This is a genomic window from Pseudonocardia sp. CA-107938 (assembly GCF_050936315.1).
GTDB lineage: Bacteria > Actinomycetota > Actinomycetes > Mycobacteriales > Pseudonocardiaceae > Pseudonocardia.
The window spans coordinates 2,313,491-2,338,704 of record NZ_JBNJNA010000001.1 but is presented as its reverse complement, the minus strand read 5'-3'; the positions used below and the strand labels follow the sequence as shown (position 1 = coordinate 2,338,704).

Genomic DNA, 25,214 nt, shown 5'->3' with positions numbered 1-25,214 from the left:
ATGCGCGCGCCGGACGGGTCCGTCCGACCGCTGTGGACCGGCGTCGCGGCGCTGCTCGACGGTCCCGGCCTCGCCGCGCTGCGCTCCCGGCGCGCCGACACCGAACGCCTGCTGGCCGACGAGGGCGTCGCCTACCGACCGCCGGGCGCCGACGAGCCGCAGGCCTGGCAGCTCGATCCGCTGCCGCTGGTCCTCGACGGCGCCGAGTGGACGGCGCTGGCCCGCGGGATCGCGCAGCGGGCAGAGCTCGCCGACCGCCTCCTCGCCGACCTCTACGGCCCGCGCACCCTGCTCGACCGCGGGCTGCTGCCGCTGGAGCTGGTCGACGGCCACCCCGGCTACCTGCACAACTGGCGCCGCCCGGCCGGGCCGGCGCGCCGCGAGCTGTTCCTGTCCGGGGTGGAGCTGGGCCGCGGGCCCGACGGCTGGACGGTGCTCGCGGACCGCGTGCAGGCCCCGTCCGGCGCCGGTTACGCGATGGCCGGGCGGCGGGTGGTGTCGCGGGCGCTGGCCGGGTTGCACCGGCGGTCGGGGATCCGCAGGCTGCGCCCGTTCTTCGACGCGATGCGGACGGGCCTGCCGGCGGCCGCGCCACCCGGCATCGACGAGCCGCGGGTCGTGCTGCTGCACCCCGGCCCCGACTCGGAGACGGCGTACGAGCAGGCGCTGCTGTCGTCGCTGCTCGGCATCGCGCTGGTGCGCGGCTCGGAGCTGACCGTGCGCGGCGGGCGGCTGTGGCAGCACTCGCTGGGCGGGCTCGATCCCGTCGACGTCGTGCTGCGCCGGCTCGACGCCCGCTGGTGCGATCCGCTGGACCTGCGCCCCGACTCGGTCCTCGGCGTGCCGGGCCTGGTGGAGGCCGCGCGGGTCGGCACCGTCAGCGTCCTCAACGGGCTGGGCAGCGAGGTGCTGGAGAACCCGGGGCTCGTCCCGTACCTGCCCGGGCTGTGCCGCGCCCTGCTCGGCGAGGACCTGCAGCTACCCGGCCCGGCGACGTGGTGGTGCGGCGATCCGGCCGGCCGCTCGCACGTGCTCACGCACCTCGCGGAGCTGGTGGTGGCGCCGATCGCGCGCGAGCTCGCCGAGCCCGTCCACGGCGCGGAGCTGAGCGCCGCCGAGCGGGGCGAGCTGGCCGCGCGGATCGCCGCCGAGCCGCACCTCTGGACGGCGCACGTCCCGCCCGCGCTGTCCACCGCACCGGTCCTCGACGGCGACGGGGTCGGCGCCCGGCCCGTCGCCGTGCGCACGTTCGCGGTGGCGTCCGGCAGCGGTTGGGAGGTGCTCGACGGCGGGTTGGGCCTGGTCGGCGAGGCCGGCGGGGTGCTCGCGAAGGACGTGTGGATCGTCGGCGAGCCGGCTCCGCCGCGGCCCGACCGGGTGGCCCCGTCGATCGCGCCGAGCACCCCGCCGCTGTCGCCGCGGGTGGCCGACGACCTGTTCTGGCTGGGCCGGTACGCGGAGCGCGCCGAGGCCGTCGCGCGGCTGCTGCGCGCGGTCGACGACCGCTGGGCGGACGTGGTGGCCTCCCCCGACCGCGCGGTGCTGGTCGCGATGCCGACCCTGCTGCGCGCCGTCGCGGCCGTGACGGGTTCCGGGCACAGCTCGCTCGCCCGCCGCACCGACGAGATGGCGGCCGAGCTGCGCTCCCTGCTGTGCGACCGCGACCGGCCCGGCAGCCTCGCGTTCGCCGTCCACCGCATGACGCGCGCGGCGCAGGCCGTCCGCGAGCAGCTGTCCGGTGACACCTGGCTGGTGCTGGGCCGGCTCGACACGGCGCTGGCCGCGGTGGGCGAGAGCAGCGAGCGGGACGCGCTCGACGAGGTGCTGCAGGGCCTGCTCGCGTGGTGGGGCATCGTCGCCGACAGCCTCGTCCGCGACGCCGGTTGGCACCTGCTCGCCGCGGGCCGGCGGGTGGAGCGCGCCCAGCAGGTGGTGGCGCTGCTGCGGGCCGCGCTGGTCACCAGCCCGCGCGGGGCGCCGGGCCGGCTCGTCTCCGAGACCGTGCTGATCGCGACCGAGAGCGTGATCACCCACCGCCGCCGGCACCCGCAGGACGCGGCCGCCGGTCGCGGTGTCGCCACCGTGCTGGAGCTGCTGCTCACCGACACCGAGAACCCGCGCGCCGTCGCGTTCCAGCTCGCCGGACTGGCCGACGACCTGGCCCGGCTGCCCGGCCGCCCACCCGCGGCGATGGCCACGGCAACGGGCCGGCTCGCCGCGCTGGACGTGCACCAGCTCTCGACGCGAGTCGCCGACGGCTCCCGCCCGGCACTGGACGCCGCGCTGGCCGGCCTCGAGAAGGCGCTGGCGGAGCTGGCCGACGAGATCGCCGCCACCCACTTCGCAGCGGCCCTCATGCCGCGCCCGTACGACCCGCTGGCGGGGACGGCATGACCGAGCCGCGCACCTTCACCATCACCCACCGCACCCGCTTCGGCTACGACGCCGACGTGCGCACCAGCTTCGGGCGCGCGCACCTGATCCCCCGGCCGGGACCGGGGCAGCCGCAGGCCGACGGGGAGGTGGTGGTCGATCCCGCCCCGGACGAGCAGCGCGAGCACGTCGACGCGTTCGGCAACCGGTCCACCTACTTCGCGGTGCGCGCACCGCACCGCGAGCTGACCGTGCTGGCCCGCAGCACGGTCGTGGTGGACCGGACCGGGCTCGCGGTCGACGGGTGCGGCTGGGAGGCGGTGCGGGACACCGTCCACGACCTGCCGGAACGCACCTGGGCGCTGCCCTCCCCGCGGCTGCCCACGCTGCCCGGCGTGGCCGCGTACGCGGCGCCGTCGTTCCCGCCCCGCCGGCCGGTCGGCGAGGCCGTCAGCGACCTGTGCTCGCGGATCCACCGCGACTTCCGCTACGCGAGCGGCACCACGACGGTCGCGTCCACGCTCACCGACCTGCTCGACGGCGGCGAGGGCGTCTGCCAGGACTTCGCGCACCTCGCGGTGGCGGCGCTGCGTTCGGTGGGGTTGGCTGCGCGTTACGTGAGCGGGTACCTGGAGACGAGCCCCCCGCCGGGCGTGCCGAAGCTGCGCGGCGCCGACGCGTCGCACGCGTGGGTGTCGGCGTGGACGCCGGACGGGTGGTTCGACGTGGACCCGACCAACGACGTGGTCGTCGGCTCGTCGCACGTGGTGCTCGCGCACGGGCGGGACTACGCGGACGTGCCGCCGCTGCGCGGGGTGCTGTTCAGCGATCGGGCAGCGGTGGCGACGATGGCGGTGGAGGTCGACATGGATCGGACGGGGTGACGTGCGCTCGTTCGCCTGCCCGCAGTGCGCGTCACTGGTGTTCTTCGAGAACACCGTCTGCCTGACGTGCGGCACGGAGCTCGGCTACTCCCGCGCCGAGCGCACCCTGGTGCGGGCCACCGGCCGGCAGCGGTGCGCGAACGCGCAGCTCGCCGAGTGCAGCTGGCTCCTCGACGGGGAGACCGCCGGGGGCCTGTGCTCGTGCTGCGCGCTGACCCGCACCCGCCCGTCGGACACGGACGTGAAGGGCCTGGCCGAGTTCGCCGCCACCGAGGCGGCGAAGCGCCGGCTGCTCTACCAGCTCGACGACCTCGGCCTGCCGGTCGTGGGCCGCGACATCGACCCGGACGGCGGGCTGGCGTTCGACCTGCTGTCCAGCACCGACGGGCCGGTGGTCACCGGGCACGCGAGCGGCGTGGTGACGCTCGACCTCGCCGAGGGCGACGACGGGCACCGCGAGCGGATGCGCGTGGAGCTCGCGGAGCCGTACCGCACCTTGCTGGGGCACCTGAGGCACGAGACCGGGCACTGGTACTGGGAGGTGCTGGTCGATCGGCCGGGGCGGCACGCGGAGTTCCGGGAGCTGTTCGGCGACGAGCGGGCCGACTACGCCGATGCGCTGTCCCGGCACTACTCCTCGGCGCCGCCGGAGGGCTGGGCCGACCGGTACGTGAGCACCTACGCCACCGCGCACCCGTGGGAGGACTGGGCCGAGACGTTCGCCCACTACCTGCACATCCGCGACACCAGCCAGACCGCGGCGGCGTACGGCGTGATCGTCACGGGACCGGCGGCGAAGGTGCACGCCGACCTGCGGGCGGTGCCGAGCACCGCCCCCGAGGACTTCGGGCAGATCATCGACACCTGGCTCCCGCTGACCTACGCCCTCAACGCCGTGAACCGGTCGATGGGGTTCGGCGACCTCTACCCGTTCGTGCTGGCCCCCGCTGTGCTGGACAAGCTGCGGTACGTGCACGACCTCGTCGTCGCCCACCCGGCCTACGTGGCGGCAGCCGCCGTGAACAGCAGGAACGGCACCAGGTAGGCCAGGCACACGACCAGCGCGACGCCCGAGCACACCACCCCGGCCACCGCGAGGCCGTACCCGTCGGCCTCGCCGCGGCGGGTGGGCCCGAGCGCGCCGAGGCCGAGCCCGCCGCCGACGAGCAGCAACGGCCACGCGATGACGCCGATGAACGGGATCCAGCAGAACAGCAGCGCGAGGATGCCGAGCACCAGCGACGTGACGGCGGCGCCGCTGGTCGGGGGCCGGTACGGGTAGGCGTAGCCGTACGGGTCCTGCTGGTACGGATCGTGCTGGTACGGCGGTTGCGTCATCGGTGTGCCCCCATGTCCGGGAATGTCGGGCTCCCCGCACCCCTCGTTACCGCTCGCGGCTGGCAGCATCTGCACCACCGCGTCCGCAGGGAGGGGCTGAGCCGTGGCCACGATCCGGCTGTACATGACCGTGTCGCTCGACGGCTACGTCGCCGGTCCGCAGGACGACGCCGAGAACCCGCTCGGGATCGGCGGGTTCCGCCTGTTCAACTGGCTCGACCTGCGCAACGACCCGGGCCCGAGCGGGCAGGTCTACGCCGAGGCGATGGCCACCCGCGCGGTCGTCGCCGGACGGCGCACGTTCGAGCTGGCCGGTCGTTGGAACGGCGACCACCACGACGGCGTGCCGATCCTCGTGCTCACCCACGACATCCCCGCCGAGCCTGCGCCGGGAAGCGCCCGCTACGTCACCGACGTGCGCGAGTGCGCCGCGCAGGCACGCGCGGCGGCCGGGGACGGCGACGTGCTCGTCCACGGGGCCGGCGCAGCGCAGGCACTGCTGCGGGCCGGCGAGCTGGACGAGCTGGAGCTGCACGTCGTGCCGGTCCTGCTCGGGCAGGGGCGGCGCCTCTTCGACGGCCTACCCCCGGAGCACGTCGAGCTCGACCTGGTCCGGCAGCTGAGCGTCGACGACGTCCCGCCCGCGCAGCGCGTCCTGCACCTGCGCTACCGCGTGCGCCGCGCCTAGGACAGGCCCTACCCGCGGACGTTCAGCCCCACCCGCTGGAACTCCTTGAAGCCGCCGACGTCGGCGATGATCGGCCATGACCGCGTTCCTGCAGGTCAGCCGAGTACGGACGCGGCTTGAACAGGCTCCAGTGCGTCCGTGTTCGTCGCATCGTGCGACCACAACGAGACCACGCGGACCTCCCAGTAGCTGATCTACCCAACCTTTGTTGGACGCCCCCGGCACGACGACCTCAACGCCGGCCGGGGACTTGATCGCACGGGAGCTGCGACCCATGAGCACTATCCCCGACCACCTCGACGACCATCCAGCATCTCTCTCCGCGGCCGCACTGGCGGCGATGCCTGGCGCCACCGTGTGGCACCCGTCCGGCAACCCCGACCAGACCGTGATCCTCGCGGCCATCATCGACGAGGCAGGCGACCGGCCCGCCGAGATCGTGATGCACGTCGCCGACACCGAGTCGTGCTGGCCTACCGGCCGCGGCAACGGCGCCGACCCCGTGTCGGCCGAGCTTCAGTTCCGCGTGGCCGACGCCCGCACGTTGGCGGTGGCGCTGATGCACTTGGCTGAGGACCTCGAGCCCCGCGGCGGGGTGTCGCGGTGAGCGCGCCACGGCCGGCCGATCATCTGCTGCGCGCTGAGCATGTCGCCTTCCTCCGCGAACATCTACAACGGGCCGAGGCTGCCCGGCTCGCCGATCGGCGTGAACCGATGATCGCCGAGCTGATCGTGGTGGCCGGCTACCTTCAGGCCGAACTCGACACCGCACCGCAGGATCCACGGGCCGCAGCTCTCGCCGAGGTCGATCGGCTCTGCCGCGCCATGAACCGGGGAGCCCCCGGCTGGCATCTGCGCGACCAGATCCTGGCCGTGCTGAAGGCGGTGGACGTGTGATGGGCGCGAAGCACGAGCGCCAGGCCGCAAACGCCACCTACGACAACCTGCGCAGCCGCTGGTTCAGCAGCGACAGAGAGAAGTGCCAGGCGCTCGCCGATGAGATCGCCGACGATCCGCTGGTGCAGCGCGGTGTCACGGTGACCCGGTCAGTGGCCTTTGAGCAGCCCGGCCGGATCGTGGGGCGACGGCGGGCCCGGTTGGTGTTCGAAACCGGAGACGACCGATGAGGTTCCACGCGCGCAAGACCTTCAAGTTCGGTCCGTTCAGGGTGACGGTGAACCAGGCAGGTCGCTGGACGTTAGCGATCAAGATCGGGCCGATCACGCACAACTTCACCCGCGGCACCACGTCGATCGACACCCCGGGCCCGGGCGGATTCCGCCACCAGCACCGCCGCAGGGGTGGTCGACGGTGACCGTTGACAGCGAAATCGCGGCTGCGGGGTCCGCACCGGCGACACCGCGCCCTCCGTGGATCGTGTGGGCCGGGCTGGCCGTGGTGCTCGCCGCCGCCGCCGTTCTCTCCTTCGACGGCCTCTACGGGCTCGCGCTCACCGTCGAGATCGCGAGCCACCTCGCGTGGCTTCTCCCGATCTGCGTCGACGCCGGCGCCGCCGTGTCCTGCGCGGTGTGGCTCGGAGGACGGTCACGACGCGACGCCGCCCGGTACGCCGGGCGGATGACGATGGTGCTGCTCGCGGTCACCGTCGCCAGCAATGCCGGACATCTCGGCATGGTGGCTGAGCAGGTCGACCCGCCATGGTGGGTCGCCGTGCTGGTGGGCGCGATCCCGCCGGCGGTGGTCGGATCAACCGTGCACCTGGTGGTACTTCTCACCCGGTCCGCGCGCACCGACGCCACAGCGATGATTCCAGTGACCGCTGAGCCGCCCGCAGCGACTCAGGACAGGATGGCTGCGGACGAGGTGTGGCCAGATCCCCAGGCCGCCGATGAACGCGAGGCCGATCCGATCGCCGATCTGGTTGCCGTCGGCGCAGGCCGTCGCCGGCTCGCCCGCGAGCTCGGCGTCACCGAGTACAGGGCGCGGCAGCTGATCGCCCAGCGCAACAACGGGCACCGCGGCGGTGAGTCATGACCAGCGAGCTCCAGCTCAGAAAGCGCAGCAAGGTCGAGGTCGTCGACGCCGAGGTGGTCGATCTCCCCGAGCGCCCGGATCCCCCGGCGCCGGCCAAAGCCGAGCCCGTCCCGCTGCCGTGGCAGCTCGACACCCGCGAGCGTCGCCCGGTGGTGGCGACGTGGCTCCGGGGTCGCGATCAACGGGTGCAGGCGGCCAGGTGGGCGCTGGGATACGTGCTGCACCTGCTCGCGTTTCACGCGGTGCGGCTGCCCATCTACACGGCTCGTGTCGCCCGGCTCGCCCCGCGCGGGTTGTGGCGGCTGGTATGCCGGGTCGCCGGGTGGGCGACCGACGCCCGCTCGATTCCGCTCATCGTCGCGGCACAGCGGGCCGGTGACGCGAAGGAGTACCGGGCGCTGCTGCAGGCTTCGGCCAAACTGCGTCGGCCTCGACTCATCGGGCTCGGAATCGCCGCCGTCATCGGCGCGGTCGCCGTGTGGGCGATGTGGCTGGCCGTCCCGGACTGGGCCCGGCTGGCGGCGCTGGTTGCTGCGGCGATCGGATGCGCGGTCGCAGGTCAGAACCCGGACAGGCCGCTCATGGAGCACGCCGCCCTGCCCGGGCGGGTGCGGAAGCTGTCGACCGGGATCGTGCTGCGCGCGTTCGTCGCGGCGAAGCTCGCCAAGGACGACGACCCGGTCACGTTCACTGGGCCACCCGCCCGGGACGGCGCCGGGTGGCGGGTCATCCTCGACCTCCCATACGGGCGCACCGCCGAGGAGGCGATGGTGCGGCGCACCCAGATCGCGTCCGGGCTCGACATCGACGAGCGGTGCCTGTTCCTTCACCAGGTCCGTGGCGCCGCCGGTTCCGCCCGCCGGGTGTCGGTGTGGGTAGCTGACACCGACCCGCTCGCCGTCCCAGCTGGCCCGTCGCCGCTGATCCGGGCGGAGCGGGTGAACTTCTGGGAGGGCTTCCCGTTCGGGTTGGACGAGCGCGGCGAGCTCGTGATGCTCAACCTGCTGTGGTCCAGCCTGCTCGTCGGCGCCGTCCCACGGCAGGGCAAGAGCTTCTCCGCCCGCCTCGTCGCCCTCGCCGCCGCCTTGGACCCGGACGTCCGGCTGCATGTCTACGACATGAAAGGCAGCCCAGACTGGACGTGCTTTCGCCACGTCGCGTACCGGTGGGGCCTCGGGGACGTCCCCGACCCCGACACCGGCGTCGACCCGGTCAAGGCGCTGCTCGACGACATGCTCGAGCTGCGCGCCGAGGTCGACCACCGGTACCGCACTCTGCGGAAGTTGCCGGCCGAGGTGGTACCGGAGGGCAAGCTGACCGAGGCGCTGGCGCGGGCGAAGCAGGCGGGGATGCCACTGGTGCTGGTCGTGATCGACGAGGTGCAGCGCTGCTTCTCCCACCGCGAGTACGGCAAGGAGCTGGAGGCGGTGCTGGAGGACCTGGTCAAGGTCGCCCCAGGTGCTGGGATCATGGTCGAAGCCGCGACTCAGAAGCCCGACCAGAAGTCGACGCCGACGGGGTTTCGGGACCAGTTCACCATCCGGTTCGCGTTGCGGGTCACCACGATGCACGCATCGGAGGCCGTGCTGGGCGCCGGCGCCTACGGAGAGGGCCTCGACGCCAGCAAGTTGTCGCCAGAGGCGAAGGGGACCGGGCTGCTGCGCGGCACAGGCGACACGCTGCAAGGCGGGTCGACGGTGCGCACGTTCCTCGTCGACGGCAGCCAGGCCGAAGCCATCTGCTTGCGGGCCCGGAAGCTGCGCGCCGCTGCCGGCACGCTGTCGGGGGCCGCGCTCGGGGAGATGCCGACGGCGGTGCCGGATGTGTACTCCGTACTCGCCGACGTCGCCACCGTCCTGGGCACCGACAACCAGGCCCACAGCGAGGTGCTCTGCGCGCGCCTGGCGGAGTCGTGGCCGGCGCGGTACGCGGAGTGGAAGCCGGCGCAGCTCGCGGCCGCGCTCAGGCCGCACCGAGTGATAACACGGCAGGTGTGGGCTGACGGCCTCGACGGGCAGCGCGCCAACCGTCGCGGCGTCCTCGCCGCCGACGTCCACGAGGCACTCGACAGCTCCGGGTAGCCGCTAGGTCTAGCGGCTGCGCTAGCGCCGTGATCATGCCTGTGACCAGGGCGCTAGCGCCTAGCGGCGCACCACCCCCGGCTCGACGGTTCCCTGCCCTGGAGGGCGCCCATGACCACGCTCGTGCTGCTAGTGCTAGGCGCCCTCGTGTTCTACATCGGCGCGTGCGCGATCTGGCCGTTCATGGCCTGCCGCCGGTGCGACGGCACCGGCAAGCATCGATCCCCGACCGGCAGGGCTTGGCGACCCTGCGGCCGCTGCGCCGGGTCTGGTCGTCGGGTCAGAGCCGGTCGCCGGGTCTACGAGGCCCTCCGTCGCTACGACGACGGTCAGGGCTGACGCCGGATGACCCTCTCCCACACGACATCCACCCACACTTTGACGTGCATCCACGGCGATGCGGCGGGGCCCGGCAGCTCGGGTGACTTCTCGAGCTGCACGACGATGGTCTCCATCGGCACGTCGAGTTGGCAGGCGATCAGGTCACGCGCCATCGTCTCGGCCTCGCCCCAGTGTCGGGCCTGAGTCACGATCTCCAGCTCCGGCACGGAGAGCGCCCACCACGGCGAGTACCGGGTCGCTACCACGCGATACGTGCGGGACGACACCATCACCGATCCCTCCCTTCTCTACGTCGTGTCGGAGTCGGTCGATCGTTTCGTCCTCGGCGGCGCGCGGTCCACACCGAACTCGTCCTCGGGCTCGTCGTCGGCGTCGTCGAGGTCATCAGGGTCGATCCCGGCCTCGCGAAGAACGTCGTCGAGATCGTGATGATGTCCGGCTCGTCGCCGAAGCTCCGCACCATTGAGCCGCTCATCATTCATCGACCGGGCATCCCTAGACGGTCGTCCGGGACGCCGGCGGACGACATCGTCGACCGAGGAGACCCCTGCAGGACCGCAGTCAGCTCCACGTACTGGTCGAGGGAGATCGTGCCTGCGTCCAGTGCCACACCGACCTCCGTGAACGCGGTCGGGATCGAGGAGATGTCGTCGACCTCGGAGGTGTCGCGGGGCCGTGCCAGGGCGTACTTGTAGGCCGGTCGAACCTGCTCGGCCGCGGCCCCGACTGTGATATCACCCGCGCCGAGCGCTTCCATCGCTGCGCGGACCTCAAGCACACTGAGCACCGGCCGACCCTTATTCGATCATGATAAGGCGCGGAGTTCCTGGCCGAACTGGTCGCGGGTCTGGTGAACCGTGTCTGGGCTAACGGGCGACGGCCACGTTATGAGCCGGTAGTGCTCAGGCACATCCTCGATGCCGAGATCGAGGATGTCCTTGGCGTGGCTGTCGCGGCCGCGTGCGTGGACGCGTACCCGGTACGTGCCCGGGCCACGACCGCACAGATTGGGAAGCACGGGTGTCTCGCTGTCGACCGCGTCGACGACGAGGTTGCCTGTGGCCGAAGTGAACGACACGTCCACGATCTCGTCCCACTCCCGCATCTCCTCCGGGGTGGGATCAGGTGGTGCTTCGGCGCGGACGGACACCTCGCAGGACACGGGTCCCATCTGCACGCCGGTCGTCACGAACACACCGTCGGCGGACGCTCCGACCAGCCCGTTGGTGATGTCGGCGACGTCGCCGTCGTAGTGGTCGGGGTCGATTGCGAGGAACATGTGGTACTCGGCGGCGACCCGGTCGACACCGTGAGCTAGGACGCTGGAGGTGGGCGAGTTGTCGGGCACGCCGTGGGCCCCTTCGGGGTCGTGAGGTGGGGACGTCATGGTGTCACGGCGACCAAGAACTTGTCGCCGTTAGCCAACCGGTTTCGGGTGTAGAAAACCTTCGTGGTGCCCCCCTGAGATCGTTGTTCCCCAATCGGAACCATGCACACACTCACGCCACCCGGCCCGGTAAGGCGCGGCAGGGCATACGCTCCATCGAACGAGCACCCGTCGAACGATCTACGCTGCTGCGGCCCGGGGAACGCGAGTCCCTGCTGGGTGCTGCGCAACGGGTACTCGTCGCAACTCCCCTCCGGGGGGAGCTTCCCCGGAGGACAGGCGAGTCGTCCGTTGGTCGTCTTAAGCGCGTCGTTGGTATTGCGCGTCAGCGGCGCCGCCGCGGTTCCGCCTGGCAGCCCAGAGGCCTGCGCGAGCTGGATGTGTCGCGCGATCCCCGGAACCTTCGCCTTGCTGAACGTCAACGTCGGCATAGCCAGCGTGACACAGCCTGGCGGCTGCTTCACGCCGTCGTCGTCCACCAGCGTGTTGTCGCAGCGCACCGGACCGAGTTCAGTCTTTGGATCACCGGCCGTCGTGCCGACGGTCGTGGGCGCCGCGGGATTGGTCAGGATCATGTTGATCGTCTGCCGGCCTGTGGCGACGCCCTGGGTGAGCGGGACCGACTCGAAGTGGATCGGGGCGTCGATCACTGTGCCTTGCTCGACCAGGCGGTCGACGACGGGGGCGGTCGCCGGTGCCGAGCATCCGCCTTCGCACTCGGCATGGATGGTTGCCAGGGTGCCGGAGGTGGCAACGCCGGCCATGTTCGGGAAGCTCACCGACACCTTCGCGTCCCATTCGGTGCTGGTCGGGTTGAGCGTCTCGCGGATCGTGTAGATGGCATCCACCGATCCGATCTCGGCGCCGCCCGCGCGGCCTCCCTCGCGGATGATCCAGTGGAAGGTTCCGCCAGAGCAATCCGTGAGCCGCCCGTTCTCGCCGGCCCTGCACATGCCGCCTCCACCCTGAGCAGGCGCCGTGATCCCTACGTTGAGGGACGCGGGCTCGACCGGAGCGGTGACGTCGACGCGTTCCCAGTACGGCGACGGTGGCCCTCCGGGTGGCTGTGAATTCGCGCCGATCACAACGCTGATGGCGATAGCCGCCGCGGCGCATGTGGTAGCCGTGATCCGTCCGAGGTGGCGCACAGTTCCCCCAAGTGCAAGCCCGGGCCGGTTCCGGCGCAGCACGAATAACACCACCGTGCTGGTGGTGTTGCGGCGACGGAGATCCGGCGACGCCGGATGGCCCGGCGCCTCGGCGAGGAACGCTAGAGATCACGCCCCGGCGCCGCGGGCGAACCAGACTGGATCACCCGATCGGCAGACAAGCGACGTTCGTCAGGTCAGCAGGCCGGCATCGACAGCGACGCCGCGGAGGCGCACGAGGTAGCGGCGCGACTCCATGAGGAGGAGCGCGCACCCGAACTCGGTGAACGCTGCCTCCATGTCGGCATCCTCGTCGTCGCGCGGGTGCAGGCCGTAGTTGCGGAGGTCCCGCAGGTGCGCGGCGTGCGCGCCGAGCTCGTGCAGCACGATCGGCTTCTTGCCGGGCAGAGTGTGCAGGTGATCAAGGGTCAGCTTGATCACCTGCGCGGTTACGTCGCCAGCGATGGCAGCCGCCAGCTTCGCCGGCGGCTGGGCGACAGCGGCGGCGATCGTGTACCAGGCGGCCTCGCTGGTCGCGCCGAGCATGTTCACGGAGCTGAGGTACAGACCCCGACGGTAGGCGTCGAGCGCCTCCCCGAGGCACCGGCACCCCCGCTTGCCCAAGAGGTCGTCGATGCCGTCGAGGTAGAGCTCGGCATCGAAGAATCGGAAGTCCGTGCCGGCCGGAGTCCCGATGAGTCGGTGCGGGCCAACGGACACTCGCGAGCGCGGAAGGGGGATGTCCGTCCCTCCCCGAGTGTTGAGGTCCTTGATCCCAACCCGCACCTTGAAGTCAGGCTCGATGGGCACGATGGCCTGGTGGTTGACCAGGTCCGCGAAGGCCTCGACCGCAGAAGCGCGGAGCCGCTCGCGAACCAGCACGGGTGCGTCCGGGTCGAAGTGGCGGCCGAGGCCCCGAGCGACACCATCGACCTCGAGGTGGTCGTGGTTACCCGTGTGGGAGTCGACGCCGGCTTGCTGGCAGAGGTGGGTGAACAGTCCATCGATGTCGAGGCGAGTCCGCTGCTCAAGCAGGTCGAACGCGATCCGCTTCGCGATCAGCACATCCGCAGGTGACGGGGTGACCGCCGCGATGAGTTGGGCCTCACGCTCTGCTCCGAGATCCACGGCCGGCATGCTAGCCAGCTGGGCGAGGCGGCCATGACCGAATTCTCGCTCGGCCGATCCGGCGAACCTCGGCAGATGCCGGCCGAACCTGTCGGCACCGCTCGTAGCGTTGCCGCATGGACGCCACCGAGCTCGCCCGATACGTCCGGGCCATCGTCGATGCCGCCCCGCCTCTCAGCCCAAGCCAGCGGGCGGCCATCCGCGCGTTGCTGGCGCCGCGGCCCGAGCCGGCGCACCCTCCCCGCCTCGCTCGCTCGTGAAGATCCACGAGGCAGTCCAGTCGCTGATCGCCCTCGCGCAGCGACTGCCCGACGGCCCTGACACCGAGGTCGTCGTACACATCTGCGGTGGACCCAACGAGCAGGCGGTGTGGACCACCGAGTTCTCGTTCGACGAGGAGCGCCTCTACAAGAGCGCGACGATGGAGCTGGAGAAGGCGACGGCGATCGTGTCGGTCCATCCCCATCGGGACCCGAACCTTCGAACGGCGCGACCGCTGGACGTCGACGACGAGCTCGACAAGATCCTCGGCGAGGAGCCGCCAGCCTAGGCCAGCTGCGTTGCCGCGAGTACGTCCTCGATCAGCCCGCCGACCAGGTCGTCCGGCCTGCCTAGCGCGATGCTGCTCATCCCGCATCGCTCGAAGGAGAGCAGGCGATCGGTGGGATCGTCAGCCCACGACAGCATCGCAGCGACGTAGGTGCGGCCACGCTGCCGGGCACGCTCGGCGAACCCGGTCCTGGATGTACGCCGGGAGCCAGCTCGCGCCCGACCTCCGGCACCGGCATCTCGAACAGACCGTCGAGGAACCCCACGACGGCACCGTCGTCGACGGCGACGAGGCGGAAGTAGTGAGCGCGCTCCGCGAGCACTTCATCGAGGCCACACCGCCTGAGCATCAGCTTCACCTGATGCTCGTGGCTCTCGTCGGCGACCACGATCTCCATCATCGACGGAACGTACCGACAGCGCTGCGGCGGCCACGGGCCAGGGCATGATGCCGGAGTGGATGGCGCCCAGCCGATCGATCATCGCCATCTGGCGACGTGGTCCGACGAGGAGTTAACAGACGCGTGGCAGCAGCTCGGCGCCTACGAGAGCGACGACCCGTACATCGTTGCGGCACGGGACGGCGTGGCGCGTGAGCGCGAGATGCGGCGGGTCATGTCGCATCTGCATCGCCCCGACCCCTGACCTCCGCCGGGACGGACCGGCGCTCCGCGCCTGCTTCGGCAGGCTGAACGAAGTCCTGCAACCACGGAGGCAGGTCATCGAAGACCTGCGCGTCGACCGAGTCCTTGATCAGTCGATCCTCAACTCGCGCGTCGCCTCGTCCTGCAGCACGTGTAGCGCCCACGCAGGCGACGCGACAGGGTCGGCGACATCGGCATGCGCCAGTTCTACCCCAACGAGGACCGGCCCTTGCCGAGCCAGCTGCGGATCGTCATCCGGTCGACGGCGAGAAGCCGGGCTAGCTCGGACTCGGACATGCCGTCCTCCGCCGCCGCAACGACCGCCGTCCGCGCCTCTTGCTTCACCTCTTCGAGCCGGCTGCGCGCTCGTTGGAGGCGCTTGCCCAGGCCTGCGAGGTCGTCGGCCCTACTGTTGGTCATGTAGACGAGTCTACAGCGAACCTTGCCCATTCTTGCTGTAGACGTCTCTACAGACATGTCTGTAGAGTGCTCTACATGAAGCAGACGGCGAGCACCCCCACCGCGACCGGCGACCTCTCGTCGGTTCACGACCTCACCGACACCCAGCTCGCCATCGAGCTGGCCGCCGCCCGCACTCGCTTCGCCGCCGCCCGCGTCAACGACCCGCGCCGCACCTCGCTGGCCTACACCGACTCCAAGCTAGCCGTGGCCGTCTTCACCGACGAGACCAACCGGCGCGCGGCCGCCAGCGTCACCGTCGCCGACCAGCCGAACCTGCGCACCGAGACCAACCTGGCCCGCCAGTGCGGCATCGAGTGCACCGGCGCCAGCGGCACCGAGGTCTGCACCTGCGAGTGCGGCGGCCGCAGCCACGGCCTGCTGCACCGCGCCCGCCCCGCCTCGACGCCCGCAGCGCAGACCCGCGCCTGGGCTCGCATCCCCGAGCCCTTCGGCGACGAGCCGTTCTAGCCGACCCTCTTCGACCAACTCGCACTGAAGCCCAGGAGGAACCCCATGACCGCCGCCATCGACACAGCCGCCGTCTTCCACGGCGAGAGCGACGACGTCGTCGTCACCATCGAGATCACTGCCGACGGCATCCGGCTCGCGGTCGCGCGGCCCGAGTCGTGCTGGCCGTCCGGTGAGGACGTCGACGCCGACGGCTACCTCACCGCTGACGAGGCGGCCCGGATCGGCGACCAGTTCCACCGCTTCGCCGAGCTCGCCCGCGGGGGCGGCTCGTCGTAGCCACTTCGCCCCTCATAGCGGCCCGGTCGACCTCCCCGGTTGGCCGGGCCGCGGTGCGTCCAGGGCATGAGCCACGGCGACCACACCGCGACCACCAGCCCCAGGTCGGGCCTCCGACCTGCGTATCATTCGCTCGCGTCTGTCCGCCAATCAGCGGGTCGGCCGGGAGATCATCGGTCTGTCGCGATCTGCCATCGCGATGCAGGATCGGAACTCGCGCCTGCGTCGGTCGATCCAGGCTGAGGCCGACGGCGTCAGGGACGACCCGGCCGGCACCGAGGCGACCACCAACTCCAGGGTGGCCAACCCGCGCCGGGCCACCTCCCTGATCGTCGCGATCGACTCGGCGATGGCCTCCAGGTGCGGGGCCAGGTCGATCCTGGCTTCGGCAGCAGCTTCGGCCCTCATCGACGCCGCCTCGCATCCGGCGAGTGCCGCGTCGAGGTCACGCTCGATGGCGACGAGCTGGGCTCGCAACCGGTCTCGGGGGTAGCTAGTCACGGCTGAACGCGCCCAGCGCCGACAACGTCGCCATCTCGCGGTGCACGGCGTCACCGGTCTCCGACACGTTAGCCGCCACGTTGATGTCGATGTCGACTGTCGCACCGTCGCCGCCGACGTTCGCCCGCTCGATCTTCGCCGCCAGGTCGCGCATCGCCTCGATCAGCCGAGCAGTCGAGGGGTCATCGGCGAGCTCGGCAGTGACCGAGAGGTGCCCGTCGGACACCTCGGCCGCCGCCGTAGACGACGGGATGATCTCGCGCAGGTCCAGCGGCGGCAGTCCCCTGCGGGTCTCGGCCGCGACACCGTCGATGATCGACCGCGCCGTCGCGATGATGCGGTTCTCCGACCCTTCGAGGCCGACGGCGAGGCCCTCACCCATGTAGTCGCCGAGGTTGGTGAACACCTTGGAGGGCGACCGGATCGCGGCGGCGGCGCGGACGGCCGCGGCGGCGGCGTTGGCGAGTCGGGCGGCGGCGGCTTCGACGGCTCCCGCCTTGGAGTTGAGGCCGTCCGCGAGGGCCTGGCCCATGTTGGCGCCGGCGGCCCGGAACTGGCCCACTGCGCCGTTGAGGGCCGACACCATCCGCGAGACCGCGCTGTTGACGTTGTTGACCGCGTTGTTCATGCCCGTCAGCACGGCGTTGCTGAACAGGTTCATGGCGTTCGTGATCGTCTGGACGATCGTGGTCCCCAGCTGGGTGATCACGGTGCGGATGGTGTTCGCGCCGTTGGTGATCGCCGCGGTGACCGTGGCCATGGTCGTGGTCACGATGGCGGCGATGCCGGTGAACGTGGCGGTGAACTGCGCCGTGATCCCGGCGAGCGCGGCGGTCACGGTCGCGGCCCACCCGGCGGTCCCGGCCTGCAGTGCCGCGCCGACGGCGAGGATGGCGTTGTTGACCGCGGTGCCCCAGCCGATCGTGTTCGTGTTGATCGAATCGGTGATCGCCTGAAGAGCGGCCGCGATCTGCGTGGACCAACCGGTCGTCCCCGCGGTGATCGACAGCGTGATCGCGTTCATCGCCGTCGTCACCGACGTCGACCAGCCCGTAGTGCCCGTCGTGATGGCCGTGGAGATCGCCGTCAGCGCGGTCGTGAAGCTGAGCGTCCAGCCGGTCGTCCCCGTGGTGATCGCGGTTCCGATCGCCGTCACCGCCGTCGAGACGGTCAGGCTCCAGCTGGTCGTGCCTGTGGTGAGCGTGGTGCCGATCGCGGTGATCGCCGTGGTGAACGACGTCGACCAGATCGTGGTGTTCGTCGTGATCGCCGTGCCGATGCCGGTCAGCGCCGTGGTGATCGTCGTGCCCCACGTGGCCGTGCTCGTCGTGATCGTCGTGTTGATCGACGTCATCGCGTTCAGGAAGGAGTTGCCCCACGACGCGGTGTTGGTCATCAGCTGGTCGGAGATGGTCTGCAGAGCCGTCGTGATCGACTGCCCCCACCCGGTGCCGGCCGCGGTGATGACCTGGTTGACCTGGGCGACGGCACCGGTCATCGACGTCGACCAGTTGCCGCCGGCAGCGGCGAAGGCGGCGTTGACCTGGTCGAGCTGGGACTGCACACCTGGCGCCACGCCGGCAAGCCCCTGCTCCACGGCCTGCGCGGCCGGGGTGACTGCTTGGCCGACCGCCCCCGGCAGCGGGGCCAGCGCTGACCCGGCCGCCGCGGGCACGCCGGACAGCGACGACCCGACGGCGCCCGCGGTCGGGGCGGTCGCCGCACCTGCTTGCCCGGGGAGCTGGTTCAGGATGCCGATGCCGGTGGTGATCAGCGCACCGAACGGGCCCACGATCGGGGCTGGGGTGATCGCGGCGCCGATGGCCTGAACGATCGACGCGCCAGCGGCGGTGCCTTGGGCTGCCCCGCTACGCCCGAGCGCCTCGATCGCGTTCCCGGTGGCGGTTGCTACGCCGATCATGCCGTCGACCAGCTTGAACGCGCCGGACTGGATCGACGCCTTGGCCGCGTCGAACGCTGCGTCGTACTTCCCGGCGAGCAAGCCTGCCGGGTCACCGATGGCTTGGAACGCCGTCTTGGTCGCCTGCACGACGCCGGAAAGGATCTGCACGAACCCCGTCACGGCGGTCGCGAATCCAGCGAAGGCCTGCACGCCGGCGGCCATGAGGTCGACGACCAGCGGGATCAGCGACACGAGGTCCGCGAAGCCCTGCTGTACGGCCTGGGACTGGAACACGTCGCCGAGGCGTTTGAACGCGGCCTGGATCGCGTCGATCGTGCCGGGCGGGATCTTCGCGATGGCCTGCCCGAGGCCGTCGAATACGGCGCCGACGCTGGCTCCGAGCGCGTTCCAGTCGAAGCTGTTGAAGAAGCCGCGCAGCTTCTCGAGGAAGCTCGTGATGCCGGGTGCGGCGCCGGCGAAGAGCCGGATGCCGTTTTCGACGAGGTTCACGAAGCCGCGGGTGAGCTGCTCCATCACGTCGCCGAGACCGCGGAATGCGTCGTTGAGCGTGCCGTCGCTGATCAGGTCGACGACGGACGCCTTGAACTCCTGCCCGAACGCCTGAACCGTCTGCGAGAACGCGTCGAACACGGTCTGCTGCGACGCCATGAGCAGGAAGCCGTCGAGGACGTTGTTCAGGCCCTGCCGCATGTCTCCGATCGCGGCGGAAACACCCTCGAAGATCAGCCGGATCGTGCCTGCCCGCTCCGCGGCGACGATCAGATCGGCGAAGCCGGTGACGATCGTGCCGATCCGATCGGCGATGCTGACCATCCCCTCCTGGATGGCGGGGAAGATCGGCCGGATCGTGTTGAAGGCCTGCGTGAACGACCGCTCGAAGCTGTCGCTCACGGCCTTCTGGAGCCGGTCGAACTCGGGTTTGAGGGTCTGCGCGGCCTTCTTGATGCCGTCCATCCCGAGCATCACCGCGGCCAGCGGAGCCGCCAGCAGGGCAAGGGCGCCGGGGATCGCAGCAACCGCGGTGGCCACTGCGCCGTAGGCCGCCGCCAGCGCGGCCCCGGCGATCGCAGCCGCAGTCGCGAGCGCTGCCGCCTTCAACAGCGCAACCCCGAGGTTGACCACCGTTCCGACCAGCCCGGTGATCGCAGACGCGGCAGCGCCGGCCGAGCCGCCCAGCCCGCCAAGCCCGGACTGCAATCCGCCCAGGCCACCCGCGGCTCCCGAGCCGCCCCCGAAGAGGCTGCCGAGCAGGCCGCCCCCGCCGGCGGACCCGCTGAACAGGTTGCCCAGTGCGGACCCGGCCGCGACCGCCGCGGCGATGCGGGCGGTGATGAACGCGGTGTCGACGTCGACGCGCAGGTGGACGGTCTGCCGCGACAGCAGGGTGAGGCGCGCCCTGGCCAGGCCGAGGTCGACGTCGACGCGAGCGGTGATGGTCGGGCGCATCCGCTCGATGCGGGCTCGCACCGCGGCCAGCGACGCGGCGTCCAGGGTGACCCGGGCGTTGATGTCGATGGTGGTGCGGTTGACCCTGGCCAGCTCCTGGTGGAACCGGGCCGTGTTGAGGTCGAGGTAGGCGTTGAGGTCGAGCCCGTCGGCGGCGGAGCGTGCGCGTTGCAGCTCGGCGAAGAACCGGGCGGCGTTGAGGTCGAGGAACGCGTCGAGGCTGATCCCGTCGGCGCGAGCACGGGCCCGCGCGAGCTCGGCATCGAACCTCGCCGTGTTCAGGTCCAGGAAGGCCTCGACGCTGGCCGAGGTCGCGTTGATGGCCGCCAGCTCCGCGGCGAGCAGGCCGCGGTCGAGATCGAGACGGACGTCTACCTCGACGACGGGTAGCGCCCGCAGCTGCGCCGTCAATGCCGCACGGTCGAGGTCCGGGCGGATCTCGACGTCGGCGAACAGCCCCTGCAGTTGCGCCCGCAGCCGCGCCCGGTCGAAGTCCGGGATGATCTGGACGGTAGCGCGTAGCGCCTCCAGCTGTGCGCGGATCCGGGCCAGGGAGTCGTTGTCGAGCTCGACGCGGATCCGCGCGGTGATCTCCTCGACGCGGGCGCGAACCTCCGCAACGGACGCCTCGTCGAGGTTGAGCTCGACGCTGATGTCGTCGAACAGGTCCTCCAGCGAGGCGCGGGCCGAGCGCTCCTCGGCGCGGTCGCGGTCGATGCGGAGGGTGACGTCGATGAACCGGTCGAAGTCGTCGTCGTTGAGGAAGTCGGCCGACTGCAGGTCTCGGCTGGCGCGACGCGCTCGTTCCTCTGCGCGGCGCACCGCCGCGGCGAAGGCGTCGTCGTCGAGGTCGACGTCGACCCGCAGCGTCGGGTGCTTGCGCGCGATCTCGGCGTGGATCGCCTGCAGCTCGGTGTCGTCGACGTCGACGTCGATCTCGTAGCGGCGGGTGCCGTTTGGGCCGAGCAGGTCGCGGTCGACCTCGACGTTCGCGTGGATCGTCGGCCGCATCGTCTCGATGCGGGTCCGGGCCGCGTTGAGGGCGCCGCTGTCGACGTCGAGCTCGGCGCGGATCTTGAGCCGCTCCCGCTCGAAGGTGGATTCCAGGGCGGCAAGCTGGACAGCGAGGCGGCGGGCGTCGATGTCGAGGACCGCGCGCAGCCGCACCGGGCGGGCCTTGTAGAACGCCTCCAGCCGGGCGAGCGCGCCCGCGCCGTCGGCGTCACCGACCTCGAGCCCGACCTTGAGCTTCCGCAGGGCGGCCCGGTTGAGCGCCTTCCGGTCCAGGTCGAGGGTCGCGCGGATCGGCACCCGACCGATGGCCTTCGCCGCGGCGCGGACCTGCTTGCGGTCGAACTCGACCTTGGCCGCAACCGTGACCCGGCCGAGGTTCAGCTCGCCGGCCAGCTTCTCGCCGGCCTTGATCGCGGCCGCGATCTGCGCGGCGATGTGCGCCTCGTTGACGTCGAGGTGCAGCGACGGCAGCGCCTTCGCCGCCGCCGCGGACTCGTTGGGGTCGAACCGGAATCGGCCCGGGACGTCCACCGTCGGCGGCTTCTCGGTGCGGACCTTGGCCGTGATGGTCGCCCGGGTCTTCTCGATCTGCAGACGGGCCTGCTCGAGCGAGATCTCGTCGAGGTCGACGTCGGCCGGGATCTTGATCCGGTTGGTCTGGAGCTGTTGCAGCCGGGCGGTCAGCAGCGCGTCGTCGAGGTTGATCGTCGCCGGGATCTCGCGCTGGTTCTGGGTGAGCGCGTCGAGCTGGGCGCGGGCCTGCTCGTCCTGCAGGCGCACGAGCGCGTCGATGTTGACCGGCTCGTCGTTGAACCGGCGCAGCGTCTCCTGCAGGTTGTCGTCGTCGAGGCGCAGCTGGGTGGGGAGCTCGACCTGCTGGCGGGCCTGCACGCGGCGGAGCTGTCGGCGCAGGCCCCGCTCGTCGAGCTCGAACTTGACCTTGATCTTCCCGGCGGCCTTGTTCGCGGCCTTCGCGAACGCCTTGCCGGCCTTGTCACCCATGCGGCGGGCGTCCTTGACGAGGCCCCTCTGGTCCAACTGGACACGGACAGAGGCTGTGTCCAGCACCCGTGCCATCAGGCGGCCCGCCCGTCAGGCCAGGGCAGGACGGAGAGGAGGCCGACCGGCAGCACTGGAGTGCCGTCGCGTCGATGAGCTAGCAGGACACGGTGCACCCCACAGCCGGGATCACAGGTTCACCTCGAACGATGACCGCACTGGCCAACTGTTACCGATCCGCTGCGAACTCGGGTGACCGCGACTCCGTGACTTCGAGTCCGAACTCAGCGGACCTCGGTGGGTCGTCCACGGCCCGCGCGCCATCTTGGAACTTGGCCGTCGGGCAGGGCGTTCTCCTAGGACGCGGGGCCACCGAGGAGGGAGCGGACGCCTCGGAGATCGCGCTGATTGGCGATCGTGCATCTGCAAGCCATACTTGCGATTGCACGCGTTCTTGCACCTGTGATTGCACGACCACCACCGCGCATCCATGGAGGACGACGTCATGCACCGCCGCATCGCTCGCTACGCCTCGGCCGTGGTCATCGCCGCCACCTCTTTAACGGCTCTCACCGGCACCGCTGACGCCCAGGAGCCCGTCAAGACCGTCTACTTCGCCGGTCTCCCCGGCACGAACAACGACGGGAATCCCGACGAGTGGAGGGTCACGGATCGGGTCGGCCTCAGCCAGGTGGTCTACAACGAGTGGGCGCCGGCAAGGCGGTGCGACACCTCCACTGTGCCCCCGTTTGTGCCGGACACCGCCACGAAGCTCACCGGCTACAGCCTTGGCAGGCTGGCGACCATCTACTACCTCGCTCGTGCCAGCGACGCGCAGCGCAACACGATCTCCCAGGTCACGATGATCGACCCCGGCAACTACGCGTCGATGCGCAACTCGTGCGACTCGGAGCCTCTCTTCGTCGGCGACGACCAGCCCCTAGGCATCGGCAAGCGGGGAGCCGACTACCTCGTGGACTGGCTGGAGGCGAACCGCGGCGCGCGCCTCACCATCCTGGCAGGCCCCTGGACTGCGACAAACAGCCACCAGGGGATCCAGGAGATCTACTTCAACCGCCTGCGAGACGCCGAGCGGGCCACTGGTATCGAGATGAGCTCACGGGTCCTCGTCTGCAACTACTCGACCACGGAAACAAACATCACGAAGAGTCATCATCAGATGATCAAGGGCGCCGACGGCTACGTCGACGCGGATCTGTCGACGTGCCCCGACGGCATGCCCAATCTGACGCTGCAGGAACCCAAGCAAGGGTGGCACCCTTGATGGACTGAGCTTCTGGGACAGCCCCCGCTCTTGATGCCTGCCATGGCCAGGCCATGGCAGGCATCGGTGTGTCGCGACCTGAGACTCCGCGATCGTCACGCGCGCACGCCTGCAGGATATGAGGTGGTGAGGTCGGTGCGCCGCGGCAACTCCGCCACACGCTGATAGGTGATCAGATCTGACCGCGCTGACCTGCAGCAACGGGAGCTGTGGTCACGTTGTGATCGCAGGGACCGGTCACATTCGCCATCGGCGAAGTCCGGTGCCGGCGCGACGTTGGACCCTTGGGACCGTTGACCCGCCTGGCGGATTCCGCGGCATGGCCTGCTGGTACACGTTCGAGCCATGGTTCGGATCCGAGTAGAGGCTGAGGCCCACAACATGCTTCCCGCCGTGCTCGCCAGCCTGGCCGAGGAGATGGGCTACAAGGCCGACGCGACGAGGGCGCGCTGGGATGCGGTCGCAGAGGAGGCCCGAGCCGTCACCCTGTCCCGGACCATCGGGCTCCCGGCCGTGCCGAAGGTCGGCGACGACATCTGGATCGCGCCCTTCCCGGACGCCATGGTCGTTAGCCAGCTCACGTGGCGGGCCGACCCTGATCCCGAAGAGGACGACACCCAGATCACCATCTGGGTTGAGGACCTCGACCTCGATGAGCTCGGAGACACCGAAGGAGCGCTCGAGGCGTTCCGTCGTGCTGGTTGGCACGTGGCGATGCAGGTGCACGCCGAGCTCGAACTCGACGACGAGTAAGCCCGCGCGTCCGCGGCCCGCCGGCTACGCATGGCAGCCGATCAAGTAAGGCCCGATACACCTGGGTGGTTCCCGGCCAGGGTCCTGTAACGACGCTGCCTATTGTGCGAGTCTCTGACTATGGCCACCACTCCGTCCGTGAGCGAGTGGCCGACCTACACCTACCCCCAGGTGGACAAGCTCCTGAGCCTCAGCGGCGGCACTGCGAGACGTTGGATCAACGGGTATGTCCGTAACCGCAAGATCTACCCGCCGATCGTCCGGCCCGAGCCGCTCCAGACGTCGTGGGTGACGTGGGGAGAGTTCCTCGAAGCGAGGCTGATGGCGAGCTACCGCGACATCGACAACGTCCCCGTGCAGCACATACGCCTCGTGGTCGAGTCGCTTCGCGAGCGGACGAACGATCCTCACCCCCTGACGAAGTTCTCGACCTACATCAAGCCGCACGGCCGCCAGCTGCTCTTCGAGGCGCAGGGCCCCGCGAGCGACGCAGAGACCTTCCGCTTCGTCGAGCGCCTCTCCGACGGCCAGCTCGCGCTCACACCTTGGGTCCGTGACTTCGTGGACGCGGTGGTCGACTCGGAAGTCAGCGACGACTTGATCGGCGGCATTCGCCCTGACCTCGACTTCCACGACATCGTCTGCGTCGCGGCGCGGCGCGGGGGCCGGCCTACGATCGTCGGCCGCAACGTGCTCGCGCGGACAATCGCGCAGCTCGTCCGCGGCGGCGAGGCGCCGGAGGACGTTGCCGAGTGGTACGACATCACGGTCGACCAGGTCCAACAGGCCGAGAACTACGTCTCTGCCCACCCGCAGGCAGCCTGACGCCGTAGATGGCCTGGCCCAAGCGAGACGCCATCAGGTTCCTGTTCGACGAGGACTCGCGCGGGTTCGGACTCGGGCTGATGGGGCTGCGGCGGGACTTAGCGTGCATCGGCTCCCCGCCGCTTCAGCGCGAGCTTCCCCTCGGCATCCGGGATCCGGATTGGATCCCGCTCGTCGGCGGCGAGGGGTGGGTCGTGATCACCCAGAACATCGAGATCCGCACCCACCCCGAGGAGGCGAAGCTCGCCGTCGCGAGCAACCTGCGGGTCGCATGCCTCGTCCACCCGGAGGAGAACCCCGACCGATGGGACGCGGCACGCATGGTCCTCCGGCACTGGGACAAGATCGAGCAGCTCGGAGCGGTCGAGGGCCCAGCATGGTTGACGATCCATGCGAGTCGAACCCGTCGTCAGAACTTCCAGCCCGGCCTAGTGCAGCGCGCGAGACCAGGAAGGCTCTGACGGCGGTTGGCTACTCTCGGCCGCGGATGCTGCTGCCGCACGGGTTGCGGGGGCGCCGGGATGTGCCCGGCCCGTGATGTGCCGCTATTTGTGCCGGATCTCGCCCGGCCCTCGGTTTGCCTCGGATCTAGCCCGACTCGATCAGGTCCCCTGGCCGGTCGTGGGCTTCGGTCACGGCGGCAGTTCGTCGGGTAGTGAATCGAGATCGATTGCGAGCACCCACTCGCGCAGGTCCCGGGC

The 25,214-nt window shown here is 70.7% G+C and carries 27 protein-coding genes; 17 read left to right on the top strand and 10 right to left on the bottom strand.

The genetic code is table 11. The annotated features are described in order from the left end of the window. The 3 genes from ACQEVB_RS11820 to ACQEVB_RS11810 are packed head-to-tail and all read left to right on the top strand — an operon-like array spanning position 1 to position 4,302. Positions 1–2,394, top strand: a complete 2,394-nt coding sequence (locus ACQEVB_RS11820; RefSeq protein ID WP_432980302.1) for a circularly permuted type 2 ATP-grasp protein — start codon at positions 1–3, stop codon at positions 2,392–2,394. Beyond that, positions 2,391–3,257 (top strand): transglutaminase family protein, encoded by an 867-nt coding sequence (locus ACQEVB_RS11815; protein ID WP_432968930.1) that lies wholly within the window; start codon positions 2,391–2,393, stop codon positions 3,255–3,257. Before ACQEVB_RS11820 ends, ACQEVB_RS11815 begins: the two co-directional genes overlap by 4 nt. Before the next feature lies 1 nt (position 3,258). Continuing rightward, entirely contained in the window at positions 3,259–4,302 is a 1,044-nt protein-coding gene (locus ACQEVB_RS11810) for a zinc-binding metallopeptidase family protein (protein WP_432968927.1), read from the top strand. On the opposite strand, the gene ACQEVB_RS11805 is transcribed toward ACQEVB_RS11810, so the two are convergent. After that, positions 4,257–4,595: a DUF4190 domain-containing protein gene (locus tag ACQEVB_RS11805; protein ID WP_432968924.1), complete on the bottom strand. Its 339-nt coding sequence runs from the start codon at positions 4,593–4,595 to the stop codon at positions 4,257–4,259. The two genes, ACQEVB_RS11810 and ACQEVB_RS11805, sit on opposite strands and share 46 nt — an antisense overlap. 103 nt (positions 4,596–4,698) lie before the next feature. On the opposite strand from ACQEVB_RS11805, the gene ACQEVB_RS11800 reads away from it, so the two are divergent. The 6 genes from ACQEVB_RS11800 (at position 4,699) to ACQEVB_RS11775 (ending at position 9,359) form a co-directional block, all read left to right on the top strand. Continuing rightward, entirely contained in the window at positions 4,699–5,283 is a 585-nt protein-coding gene (locus tag ACQEVB_RS11800; protein ID WP_432968921.1) for a dihydrofolate reductase family protein, read from the top strand. A gap of 274 nt (positions 5,284–5,557) precedes the next feature. Beyond that, on the top strand, positions 5,558–5,890 hold the full coding sequence (locus tag ACQEVB_RS11795; RefSeq protein ID WP_432968919.1) for a hypothetical protein: 333 nt from the start codon (positions 5,558–5,560) through the stop codon (positions 5,888–5,890). After that, positions 5,887–6,180: a hypothetical protein gene (locus tag ACQEVB_RS11790; RefSeq protein ID WP_432968916.1), complete on the top strand. Its 294-nt coding sequence runs from the start codon at positions 5,887–5,889 to the stop codon at positions 6,178–6,180. Before ACQEVB_RS11795 ends, ACQEVB_RS11790 begins: the two co-directional genes overlap by 4 nt. Next, positions 6,180–6,410: a hypothetical protein gene (locus ACQEVB_RS11785; protein ID WP_432968913.1), complete on the top strand. Its 231-nt coding sequence runs from the start codon at positions 6,180–6,182 to the stop codon at positions 6,408–6,410. The genes ACQEVB_RS11790 and ACQEVB_RS11785 overlap by 1 nt, the downstream gene beginning before the upstream one ends. Positions 6,411–6,594: 184 nt before the next feature. Then, positions 6,595–7,278: a DUF2637 domain-containing protein gene (locus ACQEVB_RS11780; protein WP_432968910.1), complete on the top strand. Its 684-nt coding sequence runs from the start codon at positions 6,595–6,597 to the stop codon at positions 7,276–7,278. Further along, the gene (locus tag ACQEVB_RS11775; RefSeq protein WP_432968907.1) at positions 7,275–9,359 is read left to right on the top strand and encodes a hypothetical protein; all 2,085 of its coding nucleotides are present in this window, start codon (positions 7,275–7,277) and stop codon (positions 9,357–9,359) included. The genes ACQEVB_RS11780 and ACQEVB_RS11775 overlap by 4 nt, the downstream gene beginning before the upstream one ends. Positions 9,360–9,688: 329 nt before the next feature. Here ACQEVB_RS11775 and ACQEVB_RS11770 read toward each other — a convergent pair whose 3' ends face one another. The 5 genes from ACQEVB_RS11770 to ACQEVB_RS11750 form a co-directional block, all read right to left on the bottom strand. After that, positions 9,689–9,907, bottom strand: coding sequence for a hypothetical protein (locus ACQEVB_RS11770; protein ID WP_432968904.1), 219 nt, complete (start codon positions 9,905–9,907; stop codon positions 9,689–9,691). A gap of 272 nt (positions 9,908–10,179) precedes the next feature. Beyond that, positions 10,180–10,488: a hypothetical protein gene (locus ACQEVB_RS11765; RefSeq protein WP_432968901.1), complete on the bottom strand. Its 309-nt coding sequence runs from the start codon at positions 10,486–10,488 to the stop codon at positions 10,180–10,182. A gap of 18 nt (positions 10,489–10,506) precedes the next feature. Further along, on the bottom strand, positions 10,507–11,049 hold the full coding sequence (locus ACQEVB_RS11760) for a hypothetical protein (protein ID WP_432968898.1): 543 nt from the start codon (positions 11,047–11,049) through the stop codon (positions 10,507–10,509). Between the two features lie 35 nt (positions 11,050–11,084). Beyond that, positions 11,085–12,041: a NucA/NucB deoxyribonuclease domain-containing protein gene (locus ACQEVB_RS11755; protein ID WP_432968895.1), complete on the bottom strand. Its 957-nt coding sequence runs from the start codon at positions 12,039–12,041 to the stop codon at positions 11,085–11,087. Positions 12,042–12,428: 387 nt separating this feature from the next. Further along, positions 12,429–13,364, bottom strand: coding sequence for a hypothetical protein (locus tag ACQEVB_RS11750; protein ID WP_432968892.1), 936 nt, complete (start codon positions 13,362–13,364; stop codon positions 12,429–12,431). Positions 13,365–13,620: 256 nt separating this feature from the next. Here ACQEVB_RS11750 and ACQEVB_RS11745 point away from each other — a divergent pair, with 256 nt between their 5' ends. Then, on the top strand, positions 13,621–13,914 hold the full coding sequence (locus ACQEVB_RS11745; RefSeq protein ID WP_432968889.1) for a hypothetical protein: 294 nt from the start codon (positions 13,621–13,623) through the stop codon (positions 13,912–13,914). A 76-nt stretch (positions 13,915–13,990) separates the two neighbouring features. Here ACQEVB_RS11745 and ACQEVB_RS11740 read toward each other — a convergent pair whose 3' ends face one another. Then, entirely contained in the window at positions 13,991–14,314 is a 324-nt protein-coding gene (locus tag ACQEVB_RS11740) for a hypothetical protein (protein ID WP_432968886.1), read from the bottom strand. Positions 14,315–14,369: 55 nt separating this feature from the next. Between ACQEVB_RS11740 and ACQEVB_RS11735 the strand changes: the two genes are divergently transcribed. Continuing rightward, positions 14,370–14,558, top strand: a complete 189-nt coding sequence (locus ACQEVB_RS11735; protein ID WP_432968883.1) for a hypothetical protein — start codon at positions 14,370–14,372, stop codon at positions 14,556–14,558. A gap of 206 nt (positions 14,559–14,764) precedes the next feature. Here the strand turns inward: ACQEVB_RS11735 and ACQEVB_RS11730 are convergent, their stop codons facing one another. Beyond that, on the bottom strand, positions 14,765–14,977 hold the full coding sequence (locus tag ACQEVB_RS11730) for a sigma factor-like helix-turn-helix DNA-binding protein (RefSeq protein ID WP_432968880.1): 213 nt from the start codon (positions 14,975–14,977) through the stop codon (positions 14,765–14,767). Positions 14,978–15,052: 75 nt separating this feature from the next. Between ACQEVB_RS11730 and ACQEVB_RS11725 the strand changes: the two genes are divergently transcribed. Next, positions 15,053–15,487 (top strand): hypothetical protein, encoded by a 435-nt coding sequence (locus tag ACQEVB_RS11725; protein WP_432968877.1) that lies wholly within the window; start codon positions 15,053–15,055, stop codon positions 15,485–15,487. A gap of 45 nt (positions 15,488–15,532) precedes the next feature. Further along, a complete protein-coding gene (locus tag ACQEVB_RS11720) occupies positions 15,533–15,766 on the top strand; it encodes a hypothetical protein (RefSeq protein ID WP_432968874.1) in 234 nt (77 codons plus the stop codon). 150 nt (positions 15,767–15,916) lie between these two features. Here the strand turns inward: ACQEVB_RS11720 and ACQEVB_RS11715 are convergent, their stop codons facing one another. Continuing rightward, positions 15,917–16,267 carry a hypothetical protein gene (locus tag ACQEVB_RS11715; RefSeq protein ID WP_432968872.1) on the bottom strand — a complete coding sequence of 117 codons (351 nt, stop codon included), beginning with the start codon at positions 16,265–16,267 and terminating at the stop codon, positions 15,917–15,919. After that, positions 16,260–21,653, bottom strand: a complete 5,394-nt coding sequence (locus ACQEVB_RS11710) for a hypothetical protein (RefSeq protein WP_432968869.1) — start codon at positions 21,651–21,653, stop codon at positions 16,260–16,262. Before ACQEVB_RS11710 ends, ACQEVB_RS11715 begins: the two co-directional genes overlap by 8 nt. A gap of 487 nt (positions 21,654–22,140) precedes the next feature. On the opposite strand from ACQEVB_RS11710, the gene ACQEVB_RS11705 reads away from it, so the two are divergent. From ACQEVB_RS11705 to ACQEVB_RS11690, 4 genes are all read left to right on the top strand, one after another. After that, on the top strand, positions 22,141–22,935 hold the full coding sequence (locus ACQEVB_RS11705) for a hypothetical protein (protein WP_432968866.1): 795 nt from the start codon (positions 22,141–22,143) through the stop codon (positions 22,933–22,935). Between the two features lie 345 nt (positions 22,936–23,280). Beyond that, positions 23,281–23,688 carry a hypothetical protein gene (locus tag ACQEVB_RS11700; RefSeq protein ID WP_432968863.1) on the top strand — a complete coding sequence of 136 codons (408 nt, stop codon included), beginning with the start codon at positions 23,281–23,283 and terminating at the stop codon, positions 23,686–23,688. Positions 23,689–23,808: 120 nt separating this feature from the next. Further along, the gene (locus ACQEVB_RS11695; RefSeq protein ID WP_432968860.1) at positions 23,809–24,513 is read left to right on the top strand and encodes a DUF433 domain-containing protein; all 705 of its coding nucleotides are present in this window, start codon (positions 23,809–23,811) and stop codon (positions 24,511–24,513) included. Between the two features lie 8 nt (positions 24,514–24,521). Beyond that, on the top strand, positions 24,522–24,974 hold the full coding sequence (locus ACQEVB_RS11690; RefSeq protein WP_432968857.1) for a hypothetical protein: 453 nt from the start codon (positions 24,522–24,524) through the stop codon (positions 24,972–24,974). Positions 24,975–25,214: the final 240 nt, after the last annotated feature.

Coding starts and splice junctions, on each gene's coding strand:
- ACQEVB_RS11720 (WP_432968874.1), top strand. CDS start 15,533: ATGACCGCCGCCATCGACACAGCCGCCGTCTTCCACGGCGAGAGCGAC.
- ACQEVB_RS11815 (WP_432968930.1), top strand. CDS start 2,391: ATGACCGAGCCGCGCACCTTCACCATCACCCACCGCACCCGCTTCGGC.
- ACQEVB_RS11730 (WP_432968880.1), bottom strand. CDS start 14,977: ATGACCAACAGTAGGGCCGACGACCTCGCAGGCCTGGGCAAGCGCCTC.
- ACQEVB_RS11705 (WP_432968866.1), top strand. CDS start 22,141: ATGGAGGACGACGTCATGCACCGCCGCATCGCTCGCTACGCCTCGGCC.
- ACQEVB_RS11700 (WP_432968863.1), top strand. CDS start 23,281: ATGGTTCGGATCCGAGTAGAGGCTGAGGCCCACAACATGCTTCCCGCC.
- ACQEVB_RS11695 (WP_432968860.1), top strand. CDS start 23,809: ATGGCCACCACTCCGTCCGTGAGCGAGTGGCCGACCTACACCTACCCC.
- ACQEVB_RS11775 (WP_432968907.1), top strand. CDS start 7,275: ATGACCAGCGAGCTCCAGCTCAGAAAGCGCAGCAAGGTCGAGGTCGTC.
- ACQEVB_RS11710 (WP_432968869.1), bottom strand. CDS start 21,653: ATGGGTGACAAGGCCGGCAAGGCGTTCGCGAAGGCCGCGAACAAGGCC.
- ACQEVB_RS11725 (WP_432968877.1), top strand. CDS start 15,053: ATGAAGCAGACGGCGAGCACCCCCACCGCGACCGGCGACCTCTCGTCG.
- ACQEVB_RS11690 (WP_432968857.1), top strand. CDS start 24,522: ATGGCCTGGCCCAAGCGAGACGCCATCAGGTTCCTGTTCGACGAGGAC.
- ACQEVB_RS11755 (WP_432968895.1), bottom strand. CDS start 12,041: ATGTGCAGGGCCGGCGAGAACGGGCGGCTCACGGATTGCTCTGGCGGA.
- ACQEVB_RS11740 (WP_432968886.1), bottom strand. CDS start 14,314: ATGATGGAGATCGTGGTCGCCGACGAGAGCCACGAGCATCAGGTGAAG.
- ACQEVB_RS11820 (WP_432980302.1), top strand. CDS start 1: ATGCGCGCGCCGGACGGGTCCGTCCGACCGCTGTGGACCGGCGTCGCG.
- ACQEVB_RS11805 (WP_432968924.1), bottom strand. CDS start 4,595: ATGACGCAACCGCCGTACCAGCACGATCCGTACCAGCAGGACCCGTAC.
- ACQEVB_RS11785 (WP_432968913.1), top strand. CDS start 6,180: ATGGGCGCGAAGCACGAGCGCCAGGCCGCAAACGCCACCTACGACAAC.
- ACQEVB_RS11795 (WP_432968919.1), top strand. CDS start 5,558: ATGAGCACTATCCCCGACCACCTCGACGACCATCCAGCATCTCTCTCC.